Genomic DNA, 20,984 nt, shown 5'->3' with positions numbered 1-20,984 from the left:
CTGGCAGTGATCCGTTCAACGGCTCGCTTTATGTCTTCCGGGCGGAGCGTATCTTCGCTGACGAGACGACATTGCCAACGCTTGCGCCGGGATCCGGATCGGCAAAGACGGCTTGGCTATGGGCCTATGCCAGGGATGACAGACCCTTCGGCGGCAGTGGCCCACCAATGGTCGCCTATCGCTTCGAAGATAGTCGCGCTGGCGATCGTGTCGCCCGGCATCTGAGCGGCTATCGTGGTATTCTTCAAGTTGACGGGTATGGTGCCTACAACAAGCTTGCCCGATCTGACGGCGGCAATGACGGCATGATACTCGCCGGCTGCTGGTCGCACACCAGACGCAAGTTCTACGAGCTCCACGCTTCGGACAGCTCTAAGATCGCCACCGAGAAGGCGGAGCTGATGGCAAAGCTCTGGCAGGTCGAAGAAGCGGCCCGCGGGCAAAGCCCTGGCGCCTATGTCGCGGCGCGTCAGCAGACATCTGCAGCCGTCGTCAATGAGCTCTTCGACCTTTGGCAGAAGACTCTGCCGCGGATCTCCGGCAAGTCGAAGCTCGCCGAGGCGATCCGCTATGCCAACCTCGCGTCGCTCCATCTTCGAACGCTTTCTCACCGACGGACGCGTCGAACTCGACTCCAACATCCGTTGAGCGCGCCATCAGGCCCCAGACGATCACGAGAAAGAACAGTCTCTTCGCTGGCAGCGACGGCGGCGGCAGGACCTGGGCGACGATCGCCACGCTCCTTCAGACACCTAAAATGAACAACGTCGATCCGCAGGCCTGGCTCACCCAGACCCTCGAGCGCATAGCCAATGGCTGGCCCAGCAGCAATCTCGATGCACTCATGCCGTGGAACTACGCGGGCTGAACGGCCTCAGCTTGCCGCCTACCTGAAATCCCGTGCTTTGCGGCAGAGATCGGCTGCTTTCGCGCCAGGCTCCTGCTCCTTCAGCACCGCAATAATCTGCTCTTCCGTAAGTCGCTGCTTCTTCATTCGTCCGTCTTTTAACAGGCCGGACTCTGATCCATTCTGGAGGAAATTCTCAGTGGCAGGTCATTACTGCCTTTGCTGAGTGGCCGGTCGAAAGTGGGGGCAGTTCGGGGTACTCCGAGAGTCCACAGCCCTTTCTTGCAGATCGAGACATAGAATCCTTGTGATTGCCCGAATGAACAATTCAGGCAACGCCGATCCGCAGCAGATCGTGGAAATGCACCAGCCCGACAGGCCGGCGGTCGTCGTCAATGACGATCAGCGCACCGATGTGATGCTGGTTGAGCAGCGCGAGGGCCGCGGTCGCCAGCACCGTCGGCCTCACCGTCTTCGGCGTCTTCGTCATGATGTCGTCGACGGCAAGTTCAGAGAGATTGCGCGTCAGGTTGCGCGCCATGTCGCCTTCGGTGACGATGCCGCAGAGCCGCCCATCCTCATCAAGCACGCCGACGCAGCCGAAGTGCTTGCGCGACAGCACCGTGATCGCCTCCGGCATCGGTGTACCCGTGGCAACGAGCGGCAGCCGCTCGCCTGTATGCATGACATCGGCGACATGCATCAGGCTCGCGCCCAGCTTGCCGCCGGGATGGAAGACGTGGAAATCCGTGGCGGTAAAGCCGCGCGCCTCCAAAAGCGCCACCGCCAGAGCGTCGCCGATCGCAAGCTGCATCAGCGTCGAGGTCGTCGGCGCCAGCCCATTGGGGCAGGCCTCCTGTTCGTTCGGCATCAGAAGGACGATATCGGCGGCGGCCGCAAGCGAGGAACCTTCGCTACAGGTGATCGCGATCAGCGGAATGGAGAAGCGCCGCGTGAAGGAAATGATGCTCTTGAGCTCGGCGCTCTCGCCGCCCTTGGAAATCGCCAGCACGACGTCGTCGCGCGCGATCATCCCGAGATCGCCGTGATTGGCCTCCGCCGCATGTACGAAAAAGGCGGGCGTCCCGGTTGACGCGAATGTCGCCGCGAGCTTGGCGCCGATATGCCCGCTCTTGCCGACGCCGGTGACGATCACGCGGCCGGAGATGTCGCCGATGACTTCGACGGCCCGTGTGAAAGGACCGGCTAATCCGTTGTCAAAAGCACGTTCGAGCGCTTCAAGACCGCGTCTTTCGGTCTTTATCGTGCGTTTTGCCGATTCGAGCACGCTGTTTTCAACGAGGTTGATCGCTCTTCTGTTCATGAAATTGCGTTAGACCTTTTCACTTTCCAAGTCCACCCCGCACGATTTGCGTCGGCATCTATCGAACGAATGAGAAAAGAGGCCACCGTTTTACCGGCTTGAGAAGAGGTCAAATGGCAGAAAGATGAATACTCGTGCCGTTCCTCGCCTGACTTTCGCTCCGCCAGTGAAGTGGGCTTTATTTGGGCCAATCAAGCCGCGATCCTTACGAAGGCAGCGCCCAGCCGCGATTGAAGATTTCAGAGCAAAGACGGTAATCGCTTAAGACGGGCAAGGATGCGATGCTGAACGGGCAGCAGGCGCAGATAGGGGGCAGGCCAGAACAAATCGCGGAAGAAACTTGAAGATTTCGAACGCCCGATCCACTTGAGGAAGGCGGGATGGATGTAACCTTTGTCGATAGCTTGATTGATATCCGCCAATGTAACAGCACCTGCCTCCAGCGCAGCGTTCACTGCCGCGTAAAACACGTCTCGATTGGGATTGGTTGGCTCTACCCATGGCTGGCGATTCATATCGGTGAAGTGGATAAGGCTCGTCTCGCCACTGTCGTAGTATTCGAGCGCATTCCATCTGAACGGCAAGATCATCGCCTTTTCGTCGGCAGGCATATGAGAGAATTCGTAGACCAGAGAATGATAGTCATAGACACCAGTAGAGAGCTTTTGCATTAGCTCCTTGGCATCCCAGCGCGCTTTGGCGCAGTCTACCAGGAAAACGCTGTATTGCGGTCGACGACCGCGTTCAGGCGGCTGTTCGGCGTACAAAAGCGATACCCCCTCAGGCATCGGCCAATTCCATAATTCGGCGATATCGGTAAAGACCAGCATGTCCGCATCCAGATAGATTGCCCGGCCCTCATAACCGCAGATTTGCGGAATCATGAAACGTGTGAAACTGAAGCCAGTCTTGGACCTTAGTGCCGGATTCTGAGGCGAAGGAGCGGCATAATCGCTGAGATAGTGAATCTTCACCGGAGCACTTGTACGCGAAGTGATGCTGTGAGCCAGCACCTTCGCGCCAATCATCTGGTATTCATCGGTGCCTATAAATATCTGGATTGGGTCCAAGTTCGCCATATGGTTGGCCTATCTTTGGGTGCGTTCTGATTTTATGTGGCGGGCAAGCTGTGCGATGCCCGTTTCCAGGGTCACTTTCGGTTTGTACCCTAACAAAGTCCGAGCCCGGGTATTATCGGCAAGCGCAAAACGGACATCCCCGGGCCGGAAATCGCCAGAAATGCGAAGGTTTTCTTTGCTGATCCCCAGTTCGGTGAGCAAGCACTCAGCAGCATAACGAATTGTCGTACTAATGCCGCTTCCCACATTTATCGGCTCACTGTCAACGCTGCCAGCAACGGCAGCAAGCATCAGCGCCTCGACGATGTCATCGACGTAAACGAAATCGCGGACGATCTCGCCATCCTCATAGATGTTCAGAATCTTACCGTCTAAAATCTGCTGGCCAAAAATCGAGAGCACACCGGTATAGGGATTCCGGCTACTCTGCCCGGGCCCGTAAACATTCTGAAATCTGAGAATTACGGGTTGGATGCGCGTGTTGTCGAGGCCTTGGCCACATATGTATTCCTGCATCAGCTTTGTGGAAGCATAGATGCTTGACGGACGCAGAGTAATGCCTTCAGGAGTAGCGACAGGGGTAGCCGCTTCACCAACGCTGTCGTAGAGATCAAAAATCCCCTTAGACATAGTCTCGCTTGGACGCGGCTTCGGCGTGAAGATTTCGCCGAGGCTCGATTTGTAGGCGCCCTCCCCGTAGACTGCCCTGGAAGAGGCGAGAACGAGCCGTCTCGCCTTGTCGGGAAGCTTGCGCAACCCTTCAATCAGATAGGCGGTTCCATTGATGTTGGTATCACAATATCGAGAAATTTCGTGATAACTCTGACCCGTCCCGGTTTCGGCCGCAAGATGGAAAATCAGATCGGGATCGTGTCGCTCAAGCACCCCTTCAAAGAAAGCCCTGTCTGACACCGATCCTTCTTCAACAATCGCCCCCTCGATAGACTTAGCCGGTTTCTCGCCGTGGACTTGGGGATGAAAGTTGTCGAGCGCGACGACGGACTTAATGTCTGGCCGCTGCGCCAGGCGTGCAATGAGCCGCCTGCCGATGAAGCCCATGCCACCGGTGACCAATACTGTGTCTTGCTTCACTACCAAGAATCTCCTTGGGCATCATAACGGGGTCGGAATCAGGCTGCCTTCTCGGCGGCCAGTTTCGCCTCATATTCCTTGATGGCCTTGGTGCGGAGACGTTTAGCCTCGTACACTTCCTTATGCGCAACATATCCCAGGCGCTTATCATTGGCCTTGTGATAATTGTACCAGGCCTTGCGTGCAAAACCCGGAATTTTATTGAGATACTTGAGATCAGCGATCAGAGAGGGCCGGAAATAGCCCCTATCGACCTCTTTCTTGATCTGATCCATAGCCAACTGCCCCTCGGCAACCATTCGGTTCACTTCATTGAACCAGATGTATCCGAGTGGATGGCCACTATAGGTCCACGGCTGGGTATAGACGTCGGTGTAGTGCAGCAGGCACGTGTTTGCGTCCCAATGCTCAAGTGAGTTCCATTCGAATGGAACGCCATACTTGACCTCATTTTCCTCGAGGATGCAGAATTGGCTCATCAACTGATCGTAATCGTATTTGCCATCATCCATCCCCTGGACGATCTCCTCGACCTTCCAGTCGCAAGCGGCGCAATCGATCAGCATCACGGCGCATTGCTTCTTACGGGCGGCAGGAGCCCCCTCTTTCGTCGTCGTCACCTCAGCGTGTTTGACCTCTTGCTGGACAATGATCTTCGCGCCGTCGAAGGGAATATTCCACAACCCCTTGATGTCTTTCATGACGAGCATGTCGGCGTCCATGTAGATCGCCTTCCCCTTATAACCATTCAGCGCAGGAATGGTGAAGCGGGAAAAGGAGAAGCCCGTACGCTGACCGTTACGCGGATCAACCGGTGCGGGCACCGGCAAATCCAGCATTCCAAAGACCTCAACCTTCGCATTGGTATGACGCTTGATCGAGTATTCCAGAACGTTGACTGCAAGCATCTGCGAGCTGTCCGTTCCGACAAATACGCGGATGGTGTCATCATCCAGATTGCGGGTAGCGAGATCATCGATCTGAGTTATGAATGTCGGCATCGTCAATCGCCTTCCTGCTGGATCCGATAAGTTGCGTGTTTCACTCATACATTCTTACCCGCCATCAGATCAAATGGAATTAGCGGGAATAGACAGCTTTTGATGCCGCAGAGAATGATGAGCCGTGGGCGAGGTATCACTCGCTAAAGTGCTTGTTTTGTGGCGGTTTTGGCGTGCGATCTTCTAATAGGCGATCAATCTCACGCGCGATGTTGGATGAAACGTTTCCCACCGCCAATGCGGACGATTTGAAGCGGCTGACGGCATCCATAGTCGCACTGCCGTCAAGAGCACGGGTTACGAAAGCCTCTATATCCTCATAGGAACGACCGATTTCGAGCGGTTCAAACAGAGGCAAATCCAACGTATTGGCAAAGACCAGAACCGGCCGGCAAAGCTGTGCGGCATCCACTGCAACCGTCGAGGGAGTTGTGATCACCGCTTGCGAGACCGAGAGCAAATCAGCGGCGGTGACACCGGCAAACTCGGGATCATCCCGCCGCAGTAGAAGCGTGTTGGCCCGGGTTGTTATGCGAGGATTCTTTTGCAGCCAGACGCCAGCCGGATGCGGTTTTATGACAAAAAACACATCCTTGAACGTGTCCACCAGTCGTTCAATATGCGCGCTGAAGTGCCCACGATAGCCATCGGCTTCATACCGATGCCAATGTAGATTCTCAAAAATCGCAATCACCGGTAGGCCGCGAGGGTTGATCGCCTCGAGGCTGCTCTTCAACGTCACAAGGTGCCGCGACGTGCTTGGCGCAAATCGTCCTACGGGAATACAGCGTTGCACAAGATCGGATGATGCCTCCTTCGGCAGCCGCGCGGGATCGCCGTAGGTGAATATGGATGACGACGCAATTTTCACATCGCTGGTATGGCGATCGTCAAAGTAGGATAAACCCGGCGCTTCCAATCCATGCTGCATGGATATTGTTGGAATACCGAATTCATTGGCTTTCAACACAGCCGCGTGGACCAATCGATGGGGGCGCAAGGAAGTCTCCGCACCGACAATAAGTACGGACGCGGACTTCACATCGAGCGCTCGCAGATTGTCCTCGTCCGTGTCCTCCGTGAGAAGACGAAGACGCGCACCGGTGTTTACGATCTCTCGCACGATATCCGGCTGCTGAAGGTATACCGACTTCAGAAGCACCACATCCACATCATGGCGGTTGCCACCCTTGCCTTCGCCAGCGTCGGCGACCAAAGCCGTCACAACTGGCAGCAGTACGTGAATGTCCTGTAAAAGATGGAAGAATATAGCAAGCCGCGGAGATTTGGCAGGCCGAGGCTTCTCCAGCCGCATAAGCTCGAGCCATTTCCGGCCAGTAGCCTCTGCCGAGAATTCTTTTTCAATAATCGATCTTGCCGTCTCTAGGTCCGCCTTTGTCGCCGCTTCATCGAGAAGATACCGTCGAAATCCGCCGTCCCAATCATCGGTTACGATGCAATCCTTCAACGGCTCGAGAGACATCAGACGCGAAGCTATCACCGGCGTACCGCAGCTCAGCGCCAGAAGGGCGCGATTGGCCGATTTACACTCTGAAAATTCATCCTCAATCTGGGGCATAAGGAAGGCATCACTCGCCCTGACAGCCTCAAAGCAGCCCTCCTGGCTCCATAACTCAAATCTTGACCGGAATGGGAGTGGCTCTATCAGGGTCTTATAAGCATCAGATCGGTTGCTCATAACGACCAGTTCGAAATCAACCGTCTGCGCAAGGCGGATCAGATCGGATGCAATGAGCGTCAGGGTTTGTATGCCCGATTGAAAGCTGTCCGAACCCGCGTTGCCGAACCAGATGAGCTTCTTGCCACCGTTGAGACCCGAGACCCGCGCCTGATCCCCCATCTTATTGCGACTTGCAGTCGCTAGAGAAGCGACCCTTCGAGAGCTGGATGCCCAAGAATTACGAAGCCGCTGATGAAACCTCGCCGGCAAGCTGCGCGGCGCGCGGGACAGCTCTGCGACCAGCATCCGCAGAGCCAGAAAAGACCCCCGCGCCTGTCGTTGCAGGCGTCCTATTTTGGATTTCAGGGCGATCAAGCGAGCGCGCGGGCGAACGAGTCGGCGAAGTTCAGCAAGACTATAGGCATCAATCTTTTTGACGCTGAAAACACGCGTGCGCTCAATGAGCGTACTAGACTCCGCTTGATCAGGAATAACAACGATGGGAATTGATTCCGAAAGCGAAGCGGATAAAACCTTCCTCAACTGCTCCGTTGGCACCACGATAGCGTCGATGTAGGGCGCCTGAGAGAGAATGATAACCCTGCGCAGTTCCCCCGAGCTGTTGCCGTACCTGGGATGCGTGACATAATCGCATAGATCGAGAAAGACCTTTCGTGCGTACCGTTCGCGGAGTTCCCGCATAATCGCGGTCAAAACATGGCTTACCGTCTTGACGAATATGACGACATCATACTCCTTCAAATGCTCGATCTTGGCATCGCGAACCGAGAAATAGGCATTTTGGAATCCATTGTCCGCAAGGGCGAAGCTGGGATAAAGCGCGCGATACCTAAAACTGGCAACGTTCGGGCTGATGTCTGCCGATACCCAAGCAATCTTCATGTGGCTTCCAGGAAAAGATCCATACTGCGCAAGGCGTCACCGAGAACCGCTCTTGCATTCAAACATGCAACCGCAGGACCCTTACAACTTGGTCCTCCAATCTCGCAAGAGAATAAAACTCCGCGATCCTATCCTGCACGTTCTGCAACAAAGAAGCCGCTTGGCTCTGGGGCATCGAAAGCAATTCGATGATCCGTTCTGACCAGGTTTCGTTCTCGGTTTGGGGCAAGCCCGTAATATCGCAAATACGAGCATAGACCGGTCCTGTCGACAGCACAGGCAGGACGCCGGAACTCGCATACTCTATGAACTTGGTATTTGCCTTGCAGTCATTGAACGGATTGCGCACCAGCGGCGCCAAGCCCACTTTCCAGTCAAGCTCACGCATCCTCGCGAGGAAACCATTATAGTCCGTCGTCGGCGGAATGGCGCGCACCCTGCTTCCGTATTTCCGAACCATTTCCGGCGGCATCTTGATCGATCCGAAGGTTTCGAAGCGCGTTTCCGGGAGACGATCCAGCACATGCTCGATCGACGGTAGGACTTGCGCGAGATCCTCCGCGTGACCGGCAGTCCCCATGTAGCCGAACAGGAGCTTGTCCGACAGTTCTCGCTTTATGTCATTTGAGGCGGGGCAATATATCTCGCCGGCGATGGACTCGGACCTGAAGTCATAGCGGTTAAAACGCCTCTTCAGCTCTTCGGTGGACAGGTAAATAAGGCTAGCGCCTTCGCAGAGCGCTCGCATGCTCTGCAGGCGGATAGGATCATGGTACCGATCGTACTTTGCCTTACCCAGCGAGAGCGGAACGTCAAACAAGTCATCGTCGAAATGGCTCACGAGCGAAATGCCCGCGCTGTGACAGTAAGCAACGACTTCCTTCGAACCGACACCTCCATAGCGGCTCGCCACCACTACGGTCGGATGCAAAGACGACAGAAGTGCACGCATATCTTGAGGGGTCGAAAAGACCGACTCCTCAAACAGAGCGAGCGCAACTTCCCCGGTCTGCCGGCGTAACGTCAGCGGCAAATCAAAGCTTATTCGCTGAGTTGCACCAGCTCCATCCGCCATTATCACCACCCTATGCCGAGCGTCGGAAAAATGACGATCGAATATGAGCGGAGAAAGCTTGGCGGTCGATTGGCCTTCATGGGCGGGGCGGAAGATACGGGCGATATGGCGAAGCATTCAACGGCACTTCATCGGTAGCAATACTCGTAAGGGTCTTGAGTTCCCGCTTTAGATATAGCAGGAGAAACGCAATCGCAAACATTATCCCCACCCGAGGTATCGTGTCCGTTCGGAGCTGGGGCAAGACGCCTCAAAACGGCGTGCGGGAGAAGTTTTCGCTGGCGCACCGGCCAAAAGCTGAATATCGGTTCCCCGCTGGACCATGCAACTCACCCACCAAGATAGGACATTTGTTTCTCAGCATGCAGACTGAAAACATTGATTTCGATGGCACGCCTTCGCCGGCCAAACAGATCCGGCATAGTATCGCGCTTGCCTATCAATTGTTCCGACCACAGCTCAAGGCCAAGTTCAACCGGTCATTTCTCGGCTATTTCTGGATCATTTTCCCTATTGTCGTCCTGACGGTGGCAGCACACGGAGCACATCAATCTGGCATCATGTTCGCGCCAGACATCAATCTTCCCTTCTTCCTGTTTTATATGATCGGGGTGGTGGCGTGGCTGAATTTTGGCGAAGCTCTCATGTTGGGGGTGCGCTCGGTTGAGGCCTCCCGATCGTTCATTGCGCGTGTGCGCTTTCCAATGCTCAGTATCGTGCTCAGCCAGCTGTTTGCTATTCTCGTCGATGGACTGATCCGTATTCTTTTTGTCGGCTTGATGGCGCTTGCCTTTGGAATTGATCCGTTGAGAGTCATGCTCAGCTGCGGGATCATCCTGTTCGGGACGGTCTTTGGAGCAATGCTCGGCGCCTTTATTGCGCCCTTTGCGCTGCTGGTGGAGGACGTGAAGCGCATCTTCCAGCTGTTTTTGTCGTTCGGGCTCTTAATCAGCCCGGTGTTCTTTCAACCGCGGCCCGGCACGACAGCAGAGACCGTTTTATATTTTCACCCGATTGCGCCAATCGCTCTGCCGGCTCGTAAGGTGATGGCCGGTGCGCCCCTCGACATCCCACTGTCGTTTGCGTTCGGTTTGGCGGTGTTATGCCTACTGATCGTTGCTTTGCGCTTCTTCATCAAGGCCAAGCCGCTCATCGTCGAGCGCATGTTGTTGGGAGGGCGATGATGTCAGAGAATGCCGTCGTCCGCGTCAACGGTTTGAACAAAAAATTCAGTCGCAATTTGAAAGGTTCCTTTACCTCGGGCGTTCGTACGCTGATCGGCGGTGGCTTCAAAGAGAACCCCAACCAGCTGAAGCCCGGCGAATTCTGGGCACTTAGAAACATAAATCTGGAGCTTCAAAAAGGCGAGTCGCTCGGTCTTGTCGGCGTCAATGGCAGTGGCAAGACCACCCTGCTTCGCCTGATAGCCGGGGTCATAAACCCGACATCCGGAACGATCGAGACCCGTGGCAAGATCGCGCCCATGCTGGCTCTCGGCGCAGGCTTTGAACCCAGCCTCAGCGGCTCTCAGAACATCTACCTCAATATGTCGCTTCTTGGCATGACGACAGACGAGATACGCGCGCGCTATGACGAGGTCGTCGATTTTGCGGAGATCGGCGAAAGCATCGACGCGCCGCTCGGCACCTATTCTACGGGCATGAGGATGAGGCTTGGATTTGCATGCGCCGTCCACACCGACCCGCAACTTCTCATCGTCGACGAAGTACTGGCCGTCGGGGATGCGAGCTTCCGCGTAAAGTGCCGCAACAAGATCAACGATATCCGCAAGGGAGGGGCATCTCTCATTCTCGTCTCCCATTCCCGGCTTTCGATAGAGTACTTGACAGATCGAGCAATCTATCTGCGGAAGGGCCAGGTGCTGGCAGAGGGAGATTCGAAGTCCGTTCTCGATGCCTATGAAGCCGATCAAGCCAGCACAACAAGAGAAAAGCTAAACAGTCGGGACAAGCCGTCAACCTCTGCGACATCAATTGCGACAGGCAAGAAAATAACCATCGACGACGTCCGATTGCTTGACAATGCCGGCCACGAAATTGAGCAGATTTTTCCTGGCGAGGATTTGACCGTCGAAGTAGCCGTGACAGCTCATGAAGACCTTGACGAGTGTGCTTTCAACGTCATGTTTAAGCCGGTGGTCGAACCAGTGGTCTATCATCCCTCCTCGACACGAGATGAATTGGGATGGGTACAAATTACCAAAGGCAGGCACACGGTTCGCATGAAGTTTGATCCTGTCATCTATTTGCCTGGCCTTTACTCGATCAGAGTCAACGTCTCGCAGGGATCGATAATGGACATCCTGTGTCACGTGGAAGAGAAGAGTGTCCGAGTACTGCGACCCGAGGGAAAGATAATTCGTTCTCACTATATACCGCCGCTGCACATCGACCTCGCAGGCTTGGCTGTTACTGCGCCGGATCCGGAGGACGTGGATTTTGAAGAAGCAGAAGATCTTTGACGAGGCGTCCGGGCATGCTGAATGAAAGGTCAGTGCAACTTGTTGTGTTTCATGTCGATAAAGGCGCCGCTGTTATCGATCGAACCAAATATGGAGACTTCCGCGCGCGGGATTATCACAACATGATTGCCCTCATGTGGGCGTCATTCCGGCGCTACCACCCGGGCACGACCCTCACCATTCTTACGGATACAGACAGCCGATTTAACTTGCCGGGTGCTACGATCTGGCGTCGCGAAATCGACATCGATCGAATAATGTATGAGCGCATGGTCTGGCAACGCGATGCACTCACGCGCCTCGGCAGCGAACACCCGGTATTCCTGCTCGACTCAGACATGCTTTGCCTCAGAAGCTTCGCCCACTTATTTGAACAGAAGACCGGTAACTTTGATCTCGCGTTGACTTTCCGACGCTCCCACAACTCACCGATCAACGGCGGCTTGTTGATCGTCAATAGCGGTGACGAAGCGCGCAAGCGCGTAGTGAGCATGATGTCTCAGATGATTGATAACTACACGTCTATGAGCGAGGAGGAAAAGACATGGTTCGGCGACCAGCTCGCGCTCCGTGATCTTGTGGGCCTACATCACAGCAAAATGCGTAACCTTCAAGTGATCGAAAACTGGCTGGGACACATCCTTTTGCTGGACTGCGATCAATATAATTTCACCCCGAAATTGAGCGATCATGACATCCTCAAGCCGGCGACGAAGTGTCGGCTGTATCACTTCAAAGGTAATCTCAAGCATTATATGGGGCCGTATTTCACGGTCGCAAGTGCCATGCCCTTTAGGCCCTCTGCATTCCTTGCCTATCCGTTTCTGCCCTGGGCGCTCTTTAAAATTTGGCGGCTGGAGCGGATTCGACACGCTGAATCCCGACGTGGCGAACAACAGCCGGAGAGCAACGGCGCGATAGCGACGGAGAGAAAAGTTCCTGACGAAGGCGAGCAAATACGCACCGAAATCAAGACGCTTTCGGATGAGCTGCGCGCTCGCAATTTGACATACTGCGGCTATGACAAACTGGCCATCCTTCACGATTGTATTGTTGATGTGGAACGGAACAAACTGGAAGGGCGGTTCGTGGAGGCGGGGGTCGCCCTTGGCGGCTCGGCCATCTTCATGTGCCATTATAAATCTCACAATAGGCCACTAGACCTGTATGACGTTTACGACCAGATCCCAGCTCCTGGGCCGGAAGACGGGCTTGATGCACATGAGCGCTACGCTCAAATCGAGTCTGGGCAGTCCCACGGCCTTGGCCAGGATCAATATTACGGTTACCTGGGCGACACAAAGCAGCTTGTCGCCGACAACCTCAAAACTTTCGGCTTTTCTGCATCGGAGCACAATATCCATTTCATCAAGGGATTGTTCCAGGATACGATGAACCTGACAGAACCAGTCGTGGTCGCTCATATCGACGGCGATTGGTACGATTCGGTAAAGACTTGCATCGATCGCCTTGCGCCACATATCGTAAAGGGCGGTTACATTATATTTGACGACTATTCGTCTTATTCCGGATGTCGGAAGGCAGTGGATCAGTGGCTCGCGCAATCACCTGAGTTCGTGCCGGTGGTGATTAAGCGCTCCATTGCCGTTCAGCGAAAACGTTAGCGAATCTCTGTCAATCCTCCGATGTTGGCGTCTGCCTCGCCTCTCCTCACCGTACGCGCGGTCATCTGCGCTGCGTGAACATTCGACAACGATGCCGATGCATGAAGACGATAAGATCGTCGCCGGAAGGCTGGTGGCAGGTATGCATCCGGTGAGGGCCGCAGGTTAGGCTGCTTGAGCGTTCAGTCCGTGTGGCTGCCAATTCCACGGAAGTAATTGCTCCAGCTTACTGATTGGCGTGTCGGCGATGCGGGCCAGAACGTCAGCAAGCCAAGCCTGCGGATCGATGTCGTTGAGCTTGGCACTCATGATCAGCGTCACTATCAAGGCAGCACGATCAGCGCCGCGATCCGATCCGGCGAAGAGCCATGACTTCCTTCCCAGTGCAAAACCCCTGAGCGCTCGCTCGGCGGCATTGTTCGTGAGACAAATCCGGCCGTCGTCGAGGAAAGACTCGAAGCCGTTCCAGCGCTTCAGCATGTAGTCGATCGGCTCTGCGACCGGAGAACTGCGCGACAGTTTTGTCCGCTCGGTTTGAAGCCAGCGGGGCAGTTCGCCGACAAGCGGCAGACTGTGCTTGCGACGGCGCTCCAGGCGTTCCGCTGCGGCAAGCCCGTTGATCTCACGCTCGATGTCGAACAGCGCATCGATCCGTTTGACGGCTTCCAGCGCCATAGGCGAGATCGGCGCGGCGCGGCTGCCGCGTTTGGCATTCGTGGCGATGTCGGCCAGCACGAAGAACTTGCGCCTCGCGTGCGACCAGCAGAGCGCCTGCGTCAGCGGCCCCGGATCGCGGTCTACCTTGAACAGCGGATTGTAGCCGCCATAGGCATCAGCCTGCAGAATGCCGGTGAAGGTCTTCAAGTGGCGCTCGGGATGCTCTTGTCGTCGATCTCGCGATGCATAGTAGAGAGCCGCCGGCGGCGATTGCCCGCCGAACGGCCGGTCATCTCGGACATAGGTCCAGATGCGACCCGTATCGGTCTTTCCCTTCGCCAGGATCGGCACTGTGGTGTCGTCGCCATGCAGCCGCTCGGCAGCCAGGACATGCGCTTCGATCAACGAATGGAGTGGCTTCAGCGCCGCGGCGCAAGCGCCGACCTGATCTGCCAGCGTCGACAGGCTAAGGTCGATACCCTCTCGGGCATAGCGCTCGCTCTGGCGGTTCAGCGGTTGATGCTGCGCGAACTTCTCAAACAGGATCATCGCCAGAAGGCTGGGCCCGGCAAAGCCCCGCGGCGTCACATGGAAAGGAGCTGGTGGCTGGGTGATCTTCTCGCATTCGCGGCAGGTGAACTTCTCCCGCACCGTTTGGATCACCTTCCACTGACGCGGGATGACCTCCAGGGTCTCGGTGATGTCTTCGCCCAGCTTCGACAGCTTGCCCGAACCGCAACAAGGGCAGCTCGCCGGGGCCGCGATAACGACACGCTCGCGCGGCAGATGTTCAGGGAATGGTTTCCGTGATGGACGCTTGCGCTCGAAAGCCCTGACCGTCGAGGCTTTGGCCGCAACCTCTGCCGCCAGTTCGTCTTCGCCAGCGTCAGCCTCCAGCTCCTCGAGCTGCAGTTCCATCTGTTCGAGGAGTCGCGCCTTGCGTTCTGACCGGCTGCCGTAAAGTTCACGGCGAACCTTCTCGATCTCCAGCTTCAACCGCGCGATCAGCGCATTCGGAATGCGACACGAGCGCCTTTGCGCTGGCGGCTTGCGCCTTGGCGGTCGCAGCTTCTGCCTCGGCAGTGATACGCCGGGCACGCTCCTCGGCCAGCAGTGCAAGCGCACTGGCAAGGTCGTCCGGAAGCTCATCAGTCGCGTCGCTCATGGCAGGATGGAATCATATTCGAGTCCGCCATTCCAGTGCTTTTGCTCATCCTGCCGATGTTGGCCGCCAGGTCTTTTGCGGCATCCGCCAGTCTATGCCTTCGAGCAGATAACCGAGCTGGGCCGGTGTGATCACCACCGTGCCGTCAGCGGCTGACGGCCAGATGAAGCGGCCGCGCTCCAGCTTCTTCGTGAACAGACAGGCTCCTTGTCCGTCATGCCAGATCACCTTGATCAGACCTCCACCGCGCCCCCGGAACACGAACAGATGTCCGCACATCGGATCGCGCTTCAGCGTCTCCTGCACCATCAGCGACAGACCGGGGAAGCCTTTGCGCATGTCCGTGTGACCGGTCGCCAGCCAGACCTTCACACCACTCGGAACCGGGATCATCTCCGCCCCAGCACGACATCGAGAATGCGGCCCAGCGCGTCCGTGTCGATGTCGCTGTCTACGCGGATACGACGGTCCCGACCGAGTTCAATCGTCACATCGCTGCGCTTCCGGCGGGACTGCGATGGGGCGGGTGGCCCCGAGGGAATAGGCGAGGCTGGAAGCGCGGCATCGGACACGACCACCGGCACCAACGTGCTCGCTGTTTCCGTCCTCGGCTCCTCGATTTGGCAAAGCTCCTTGCGCCAACGGAAGAGCTGGCTGACATGGATACCGGCCGCACGAGCAATCTCGGAAAGCACCGCACCTGGCTCGAGACAGGCTGCAACGAGCCGCTCTTTATCCTCCTGAGACCAGCGCCGTCGGCGCTCGACAGACGTGATCACTTCAATCTGATGCTTCGTCATAGGACTACTCCTAGTGTTTGCACTAGGACTTCCGATGTTCGTCTCAACCTCGCAAGACGGCCCTCACCGGAAGCTTACGGTGGCAGAACCGCACTGGGTTTTGAAAAGGATGGGCGGCAGATATGCCCGCTGGAGAACTTTCATTCGGCTGCGCTTGGAGGCTGGTAACCTGCCCCGATTATCCGAGCCACACCGGCGATCTACAGCTTTCCGGAGGCAGCGGCCTCTGGCAGGGCATAGATCTTGCCGTTTGAGGATCACACATCCAAATCAAGCCCGCACTTCAAACGTGTTTTCTGTTGAAGCCGGCCTTCCTGTCGTAATCCATTTGCCGCCAATCATCGAATAGAACCAGGTCTGTCCAGACGCCTGTTGCCGGAATACCACGTCAAATAAAGCCATAGATTGCACCGTGATCACAGCTTGACAGCTGTGATCACGATCCTTAGCGAGGCAGCATCGATCCGATCTTCGCCTACCTCGTCGCCCTTATTTGTGCCGATCGCGGCAGCACGGGCTTTGCGTCCGTCGTTCGGAGCGAGATCTCAAGAGCGGTTCAGTTTTTTTGCGGAAGTGCCGAACCGTCCCGAGCTTTGCTCTTGCGCCATTCCTGGGAAAACCGCTTCGCACTTTACTGGCGTTGCTCTAGCTGACGTCACAGCGATGCTTAGTTGATCCGCTTACGGGCGACCAGGAATTGCATTTACGAAACGCTGCATCACCAAATGGCACGCCTGAGCCGAGGTTCTGATCGTCTCCAGATCCGCATCGAGGTGATGGCGGAGTTGCCCGGGTTCGATGAGTTCGAAACCGAGAGCACTCGCAATTCCGGGGGAGCGTTCGTCGACCTTGACGAGAAAACTCCATTTGTTCTGACTCAACATATGAAGATGCGCATGGAGGCGACTACCCACATGCAAGTCCACTTGCCCGTAAAATGCCAGCAGCCTGTCAACGTCGTCGGCAAGGAGGATCTCGTACCCAAGCTGTCGAGCGAGTTGCCGCACGTGGCGAGGCGTCCTCGCCTTTTGGCTGCCCAAACGCTTCCCGAACCGGTCGGCCAACGGCTCAAAGACAGACGGAGGATCGAAATTCTGATGGAACACCAAAACCCGCCTCTTGTCCGGAAATAACTCGGCCACCTCTTTTAAAACCGGAATCTCTCTATCCCAGAAATCACCGCGATCTGTAATCGTTACCGCAATGGTTGACAGGTTGCGCTCGAACTTAGAGCCGTCCAATAGAGGGCGGTCCATGACAACGGGGCAGCAGGTCATCAGTGTCTGTTCACGCAATGCCGGCAACGCCGTGTCCAGAAGCCCCTTCGTCAACGGGCAGCGCCAACTTGAGTACTCAATTCGTTCGTGGATGATCGACAAGATCTCACTAGCGTTGTCTGTGAACCCTTCGTTGAAACCGGCTTCTCCGTGCAGACCGATACCGAAGGGTATGAACACCAGGTTTGACTTGCGCAGCGTGCTTGCCTTCATTTTGGCGATCGGCGCGAAGTCATCCTTGAGCTGGTTGGCTCCGGCGAGAATCACATAGCGATGCGACTGCAGCCGCGCAAAATCCTCATCGACGAGGGGCGTTCTGGGAGAAAACATCGCCGACTGAGAAAACCTGCCAACCTGCCTCTCAATCGCGCGCAAGATGAAGCCGTCACCATAATTGACCTTCTTTTGGAGACGAATGGAAGGCGGAACCAGAAATGGGGTGAGAACTGCGGACATCAAGAATTGCACCTATTTCCGGCCAGCGTAAACCGCATATGGATTAGAAGGCGCGAACAAGGATCGGCGACAACGACGCGCTCCACTTCCCGAATTTGAAGATCTCTCAGAATAAAGGAAACGCAGATCTCGGCCCGATTGAGCCATGACGTAGCCTTTTGATCCGACAGGTTATTGCGATTCATGATTGCTCTCTTGACGGCTCCACTCAGAAGTAACAACTCCTCGATATCATCCGCGACTTATGTCCCGAAGGCGACATTGCGTTTAGCCGCCTTCCGAGACAAAGGCTAGCCTTTTTCCCGAGAGGCCCGCTTCCTTCGAAACCGCCGATAGGAGCGCAGCGCCTATAGCCTGTTCAGTAGAGCGAGAATGGGAAGAAATCTGGTTTGGATCGCGCTTTGGCGCTTTATCCCGGTTCGCTTGAGCACGGACAATCTCTCAAAAGGCCAGCCGCCATGGCGAGCCCGCTGAAAGGCATGGAACGCGGCACGATTTTCGGGAGTAAGGCGATCCTCGAAAGTCGCGATTGCGAGCTCATGGACAGTGTTCCACGCACGCCACTGCCCCCGGAAGGCCATCCACAATCTTGCGACTTGCATTGAGATGCTGTTATTGGCGCCGACCAGGTTGGCGGCGTGTTGACGGTATTTCAACACCGGCTGCGAATCATATCGGACCACCCCGCCGCAGCCCGCGACAACAATGTAGAACCACCAGTCGTGGGAAATGAGTCGTGTTTTCGGCAATGTGCTGACCACAAGATCCCTCGCCGCCTGATTGAACATCATGGTGTTGCCTCCGCCGATGCTTTGGACCAAGGCGTTGCGAAAACTTGGTTCGAGTTTGAAATCCGGCGACATTCCTGCATGATTGAGTTGTTCGTCGACAATTTCAGTCCGAGCGAAATAAACTGCCGGTGCGCCAGGGTCGATCCGCGAGAGCCAGTCGTACGCACGTTCGAGTTTGTCCTGATACCAAATGTCATCCTGGTCGCAAAACGCATAAGCGTCAGCGTTTTTGAGCTTCGAAAGGTTGTTGAGGAAGTTGCCGCAAAACCCGAGATTGACGGGATTCTGTATCAAGCTGAAACGAGCATCATTTACGGCCAGAGCTGCCAGCATTTCTACGGTGCCATCCGTCGAGCCGTCGTCGAAAAACGTGACATGCCAGTCCGTGAGCGTCTGCGCCTCAATGGAGGCAATCTGCTCCCGAAGATAGCGCATACCATTATAGGTCGCGCAAAGAATCTCTATCAACCGAACATCTCCGAATTTTCAACAGGCGGCGGCGCGCGCTCGCTAGCATTGGCACGGCCCGCGATGTGACAGCCAGAAGGATCCATAACCTTAGCCACCCCCTCCGATCCAGTTCGCACAACGCGGCTCCTGGCGATTTGTCGATCCGTTGTTTCATCACACATACCGCAACCCCATGCGGCAAATGCCTATGTCAGCGTGCGCCATAAAGCATGATCGTCATCTCTGCCAAGCGCCAACTGAAATTCAAAGGATGTCGGGTGTGAATTCTCTTTGCCTGCAGCCGTTATGCCACTCCAAAGCGCCTTGCGATCTCGGATAGAGGCGCCCGGCACATGGGCCTCCCACGCGTCCCGATTGAAGGCAGCCCGTCATGAGACACCAGATGCTCGACATAACTGCGCATGAAGGCTTTTTGACCGGCATGGATCCGCAATTTTACGCTAGAAGCCAATACATTACCTTCGCTTCAATCGTTTGCTCCGATGTTTCACGCATCCGGCGGCAGAACTGGATTCTCATCTTGCCGTCCAGGCCTCGCCAAGGTATGTGCTCAGCAGCACAATTGGCTATATTGGCCGGCGTTGGCCGCTGTCACAATCCAGCGATCGAGCCTAATGCAAGGATGTATGCGTTGAATGTAGAACAACTGGAGATCGGGGACGTTAAAAAGATCACTCCCGCCAGGTTCGGTGACTCGAGGGGCTATTTCAGCGAAGTCTTCAAGGATTCCTGGTTCCGCAGCAACTTGGCCGACGTATCTTTCGTACAGGATAATGAGTCCCTTTCAGCACAGCCGGGAACCGTCCGGGGATTGCATTTTCAGTTGTCTCCCTTTGCGCAAGGCAAACTTGTGCGCTGTCTCCGTGGCGCGCTCCTGGATGTGGCCGTCGATATCAGACATGGTTCTCCGACATACGGAAAGTGGGTCTCCGCAGAACTGTCCCCTGCGAATGGCTCACAACTTTGGGTGCCAGCCGGATTTGCGCATGGGTTCGTAACTTTGCAGCCTGATACGATCATAAGCTACAAAGTCACAGCTCCCTACAGCGCGGAGCATGACCGTGGCGTGCGGTGGAACGACGCCGAGATCGGGATAGAGTGGCCGCAGATGGATGCCTACGTTCTTTCTGATAAGGACAGTAACCAGCCGCTGCTTTCCGAACTCCCCGCATATTTTCAATTTTCGTAAAACGGAGGGCCTCATGCGTGTTCTTGTAACAGGTGGCGCGGGCTTCATCGGTTCGGCATTGGTGCGCTATCTCGTCAGCGAGATCGGCGCCGACGTCCTCAATATCGACAAGCTGACCTATGCCGGCAATCTCGCCTCACTGAAGGCAATCGAGAATGCTCCCAACTACAGGTTTCTCAAAGCCGACATTTGCGACAGAAGCGCTGTCTGCAATGCCTTCGAGGAATTTCGCCCCGATTACGTCATGCATCTGGCGGCGGAAAGCCACGTCGACCGCTCGATCACCGGGGCGGCGGATTTTATCGAAACGAATATAAACGGCACCTTCAGCATGCTGGAGGCCGCGCGGCAATATTGGCAAGGTCTTCCGGCGGACGAAAAGGCGGCATTCAAGATGCTGCACGTGTCTACCGACGAGGTCTATGGTTCCCTCGGCGAAGACGGGCTGTTTGCGGAGACGACACCTTGCGATCCGTCCTCTCCCTACTCCGCGTCCAAGGCAGCAAGCGATCACCTCGCGACGGCATGGGAAAGGACCTACGGCCTGCCTGTGATCATTTCCAACTGTTCGAACAATTACGGTCCTTTTCATTTCCCGGAAAAGCTCATTCCTCTCATCATATTGAACGCGCTGGAACGGAAGCCGTTGCCCGTCTATGGAAGCGGCGCAAACATCCGCGATTGGCTCTATGTCGACGATCATGCACGAGCGCTCTGGCTGATCGTGCAACGAGGCCGTCCCGGCGAGAAATACAATGTCGGCGGGCGCAACGAGCGGCGAAACATCGAGGTTGTCGAGCGCATCTGCGCGATCATGGACGAAGTCCGACCAGGAACCGCGCCGCATAGCGATCTTATAAGCTACGTTACCGATCGGCCGGGCCACGATGCTCGCTACGCTATCGATGCGACCAAGCTCGAGACCGAACTCGGCTGGAAAGCACTGGAGAATTTCGACAGCGGTATCCGCAAAACCGTCGATTGGTATCTGGAAAATGCATGGTGGTGGCAGCCGCTGCGTGAGCGTGTGTATTCCGGTGAACGCCTTGGCGTGTTGAAAAAGGTATGA

Annotated in this window: 16 protein-coding genes and 2 pseudogenes; 6 read left to right on the top strand and 12 right to left on the bottom strand. The window is 55.9% G+C overall.

Translation table 11 applies throughout. The features are described 5' to 3' along the window. Window positions 1-38: 38 nt before the first annotated feature. Window positions 39-868 (top strand): annotated as a pseudogene (gene tnpC / locus HFO71_RS08890) (IS66 family transposase); the annotation flags it as partial. 36 nt (window positions 869-904) lie between these two features. Here the strand turns inward: tnpC (HFO71_RS08890) and HFO71_RS08885 are convergent. The 7 genes and pseudogenes from HFO71_RS08885 to HFO71_RS08855 all read right to left on the bottom strand — a co-directional run. Further along, window positions 905-994, bottom strand: a pseudogene (locus HFO71_RS08885) (transposase); the annotation flags it as partial. Between the two features lie 181 nt (window positions 995-1,175). Next, window positions 1,176-2,171: a KpsF/GutQ family sugar-phosphate isomerase gene (locus HFO71_RS08880; protein ID WP_221987879.1), complete on the bottom strand. Its 996-nt coding sequence runs from the start codon at window positions 2,169-2,171 to the stop codon at window positions 1,176-1,178. 239 nt (window positions 2,172-2,410) lie between these two features. After that, window positions 2,411-3,250 (bottom strand): glycosyltransferase, encoded by an 840-nt coding sequence (locus HFO71_RS08875; protein ID WP_221987878.1) that lies wholly within the window; start codon window positions 3,248-3,250, stop codon window positions 2,411-2,413. A 9-nt stretch (window positions 3,251-3,259) separates the two neighbouring features. Next, window positions 3,260-4,342 carry an NAD-dependent epimerase/dehydratase family protein gene (locus HFO71_RS08870; RefSeq protein ID WP_221987877.1) on the bottom strand — a complete coding sequence of 361 codons (1,083 nt, stop codon included), beginning with the start codon at window positions 4,340-4,342 and terminating at the stop codon, window positions 3,260-3,262. Window positions 4,343-4,380: 38 nt separating this feature from the next. After that, a complete protein-coding gene (locus tag HFO71_RS08865; RefSeq protein WP_221987876.1) occupies window positions 4,381-5,343 on the bottom strand; it encodes a glycosyltransferase in 963 nt (320 codons plus the stop codon). A gap of 136 nt (window positions 5,344-5,479) precedes the next feature. Further along, a complete protein-coding gene (locus HFO71_RS08860) occupies window positions 5,480-7,927 on the bottom strand; it encodes a hypothetical protein (RefSeq protein ID WP_221987875.1) in 2,448 nt (815 codons plus the stop codon). Between the two features lie 58 nt (window positions 7,928-7,985). After that, window positions 7,986-9,119, bottom strand: a complete 1,134-nt coding sequence (locus HFO71_RS08855; protein WP_221987874.1) for a glycosyltransferase family protein — start codon at window positions 9,117-9,119, stop codon at window positions 7,986-7,988. 245 nt (window positions 9,120-9,364) lie between these two features. On the opposite strand from HFO71_RS08855, the gene HFO71_RS08850 reads away from it, so the two are divergent. Genes HFO71_RS08850 through HFO71_RS08840 form a run of 3 tightly spaced genes read left to right on the top strand, consistent with a single transcriptional unit; the run spans window position 9,365 to window position 13,109 of the window. After that, window positions 9,365-10,186: an ABC transporter permease gene (locus HFO71_RS08850; protein WP_221987873.1), complete on the top strand. Its 822-nt coding sequence runs from the start codon at window positions 9,365-9,367 to the stop codon at window positions 10,184-10,186. Continuing rightward, window positions 10,186-11,484 carry an ABC transporter ATP-binding protein gene (locus HFO71_RS08845; protein ID WP_221987872.1) on the top strand — a complete coding sequence of 433 codons (1,299 nt, stop codon included), beginning with the start codon at window positions 10,186-10,188 and terminating at the stop codon, window positions 11,482-11,484. The genes HFO71_RS08850 and HFO71_RS08845 overlap by 1 nt, the downstream gene beginning before the upstream one ends. A 14-nt stretch (window positions 11,485-11,498) precedes the next feature. After that, a complete protein-coding gene (locus HFO71_RS08840; RefSeq protein ID WP_221987871.1) occupies window positions 11,499-13,109 on the top strand; it encodes a TylF/MycF/NovP-related O-methyltransferase in 1,611 nt (536 codons plus the stop codon). A 165-nt stretch (window positions 13,110-13,274) separates the two neighbouring features. On the opposite strand, the gene tnpC (HFO71_RS08835) is transcribed toward HFO71_RS08840, so the two are convergent. The 5 genes from tnpC (HFO71_RS08835) to HFO71_RS08815 all read right to left on the bottom strand — a co-directional run bounded on the left by tnpC (HFO71_RS08835) (window position 13,275) and on the right by HFO71_RS08815 (window position 18,723). Further along, window positions 13,275-14,931 (bottom strand): IS66 family transposase gene (gene tnpC / locus HFO71_RS08835; RefSeq protein WP_245006890.1). Its coding sequence is split into 2 segments (ribosomal slippage): window positions 13,275-14,777 and window positions 14,779-14,931, totalling 1,656 coding nucleotides; the frame shifts between segments, so codons are not numbered across the junction. A 45-nt stretch (window positions 14,932-14,976) separates the two neighbouring features. Next, on the bottom strand, window positions 14,977-15,324 hold the full coding sequence (tnpB, locus tag HFO71_RS08830) for an IS66 family insertion sequence element accessory protein TnpB (RefSeq protein ID WP_003551791.1): 348 nt from the start codon (window positions 15,322-15,324) through the stop codon (window positions 14,977-14,979). Then, a complete protein-coding gene (gene tnpA, locus HFO71_RS08825; protein ID WP_168260279.1) occupies window positions 15,321-15,731 on the bottom strand; it encodes an IS66-like element accessory protein TnpA in 411 nt (136 codons plus the stop codon). The genes tnpB and tnpA overlap by 4 nt, the downstream gene beginning before the upstream one ends. A 680-nt stretch (window positions 15,732-16,411) precedes the next feature. Continuing rightward, window positions 16,412-17,464, bottom strand: coding sequence for a polysaccharide pyruvyl transferase family protein (locus tag HFO71_RS08820; protein ID WP_221987870.1), 1,053 nt, complete (start codon window positions 17,462-17,464; stop codon window positions 16,412-16,414). 347 nt (window positions 17,465-17,811) lie between these two features. Next, the gene (locus HFO71_RS08815; protein ID WP_221987869.1) at window positions 17,812-18,723 is read right to left on the bottom strand and encodes a glycosyltransferase family 2 protein; all 912 of its coding nucleotides are present in this window, start codon (window positions 18,721-18,723) and stop codon (window positions 17,812-17,814) included. Window positions 18,724-19,348: 625 nt separating this feature from the next. Between HFO71_RS08815 and rfbC the strand changes: the two genes are divergently transcribed. Beyond that, window positions 19,349-19,915: a dTDP-4-dehydrorhamnose 3,5-epimerase gene (gene rfbC, locus HFO71_RS08810; protein ID WP_221988025.1), complete on the top strand. Its 567-nt coding sequence runs from the start codon at window positions 19,349-19,351 to the stop codon at window positions 19,913-19,915. 13 nt (window positions 19,916-19,928) lie between these two features. After that, window positions 19,929-20,984, top strand: a complete 1,056-nt coding sequence (gene rfbB / locus HFO71_RS08805) for a dTDP-glucose 4,6-dehydratase (RefSeq protein WP_221987868.1) — start codon at window positions 19,929-19,931, stop codon at window positions 20,982-20,984.

Source organism: Rhizobium laguerreae, from assembly GCF_019778565.1.
GTDB classification, from domain to species: Bacteria; Pseudomonadota; Alphaproteobacteria; order Rhizobiales; family Rhizobiaceae; genus Rhizobium; species Rhizobium laguerreae.
The sequence above is the reverse complement of the archived record's forward strand: the minus strand, read 5'-3'. Positions and strand labels throughout refer to the sequence as shown.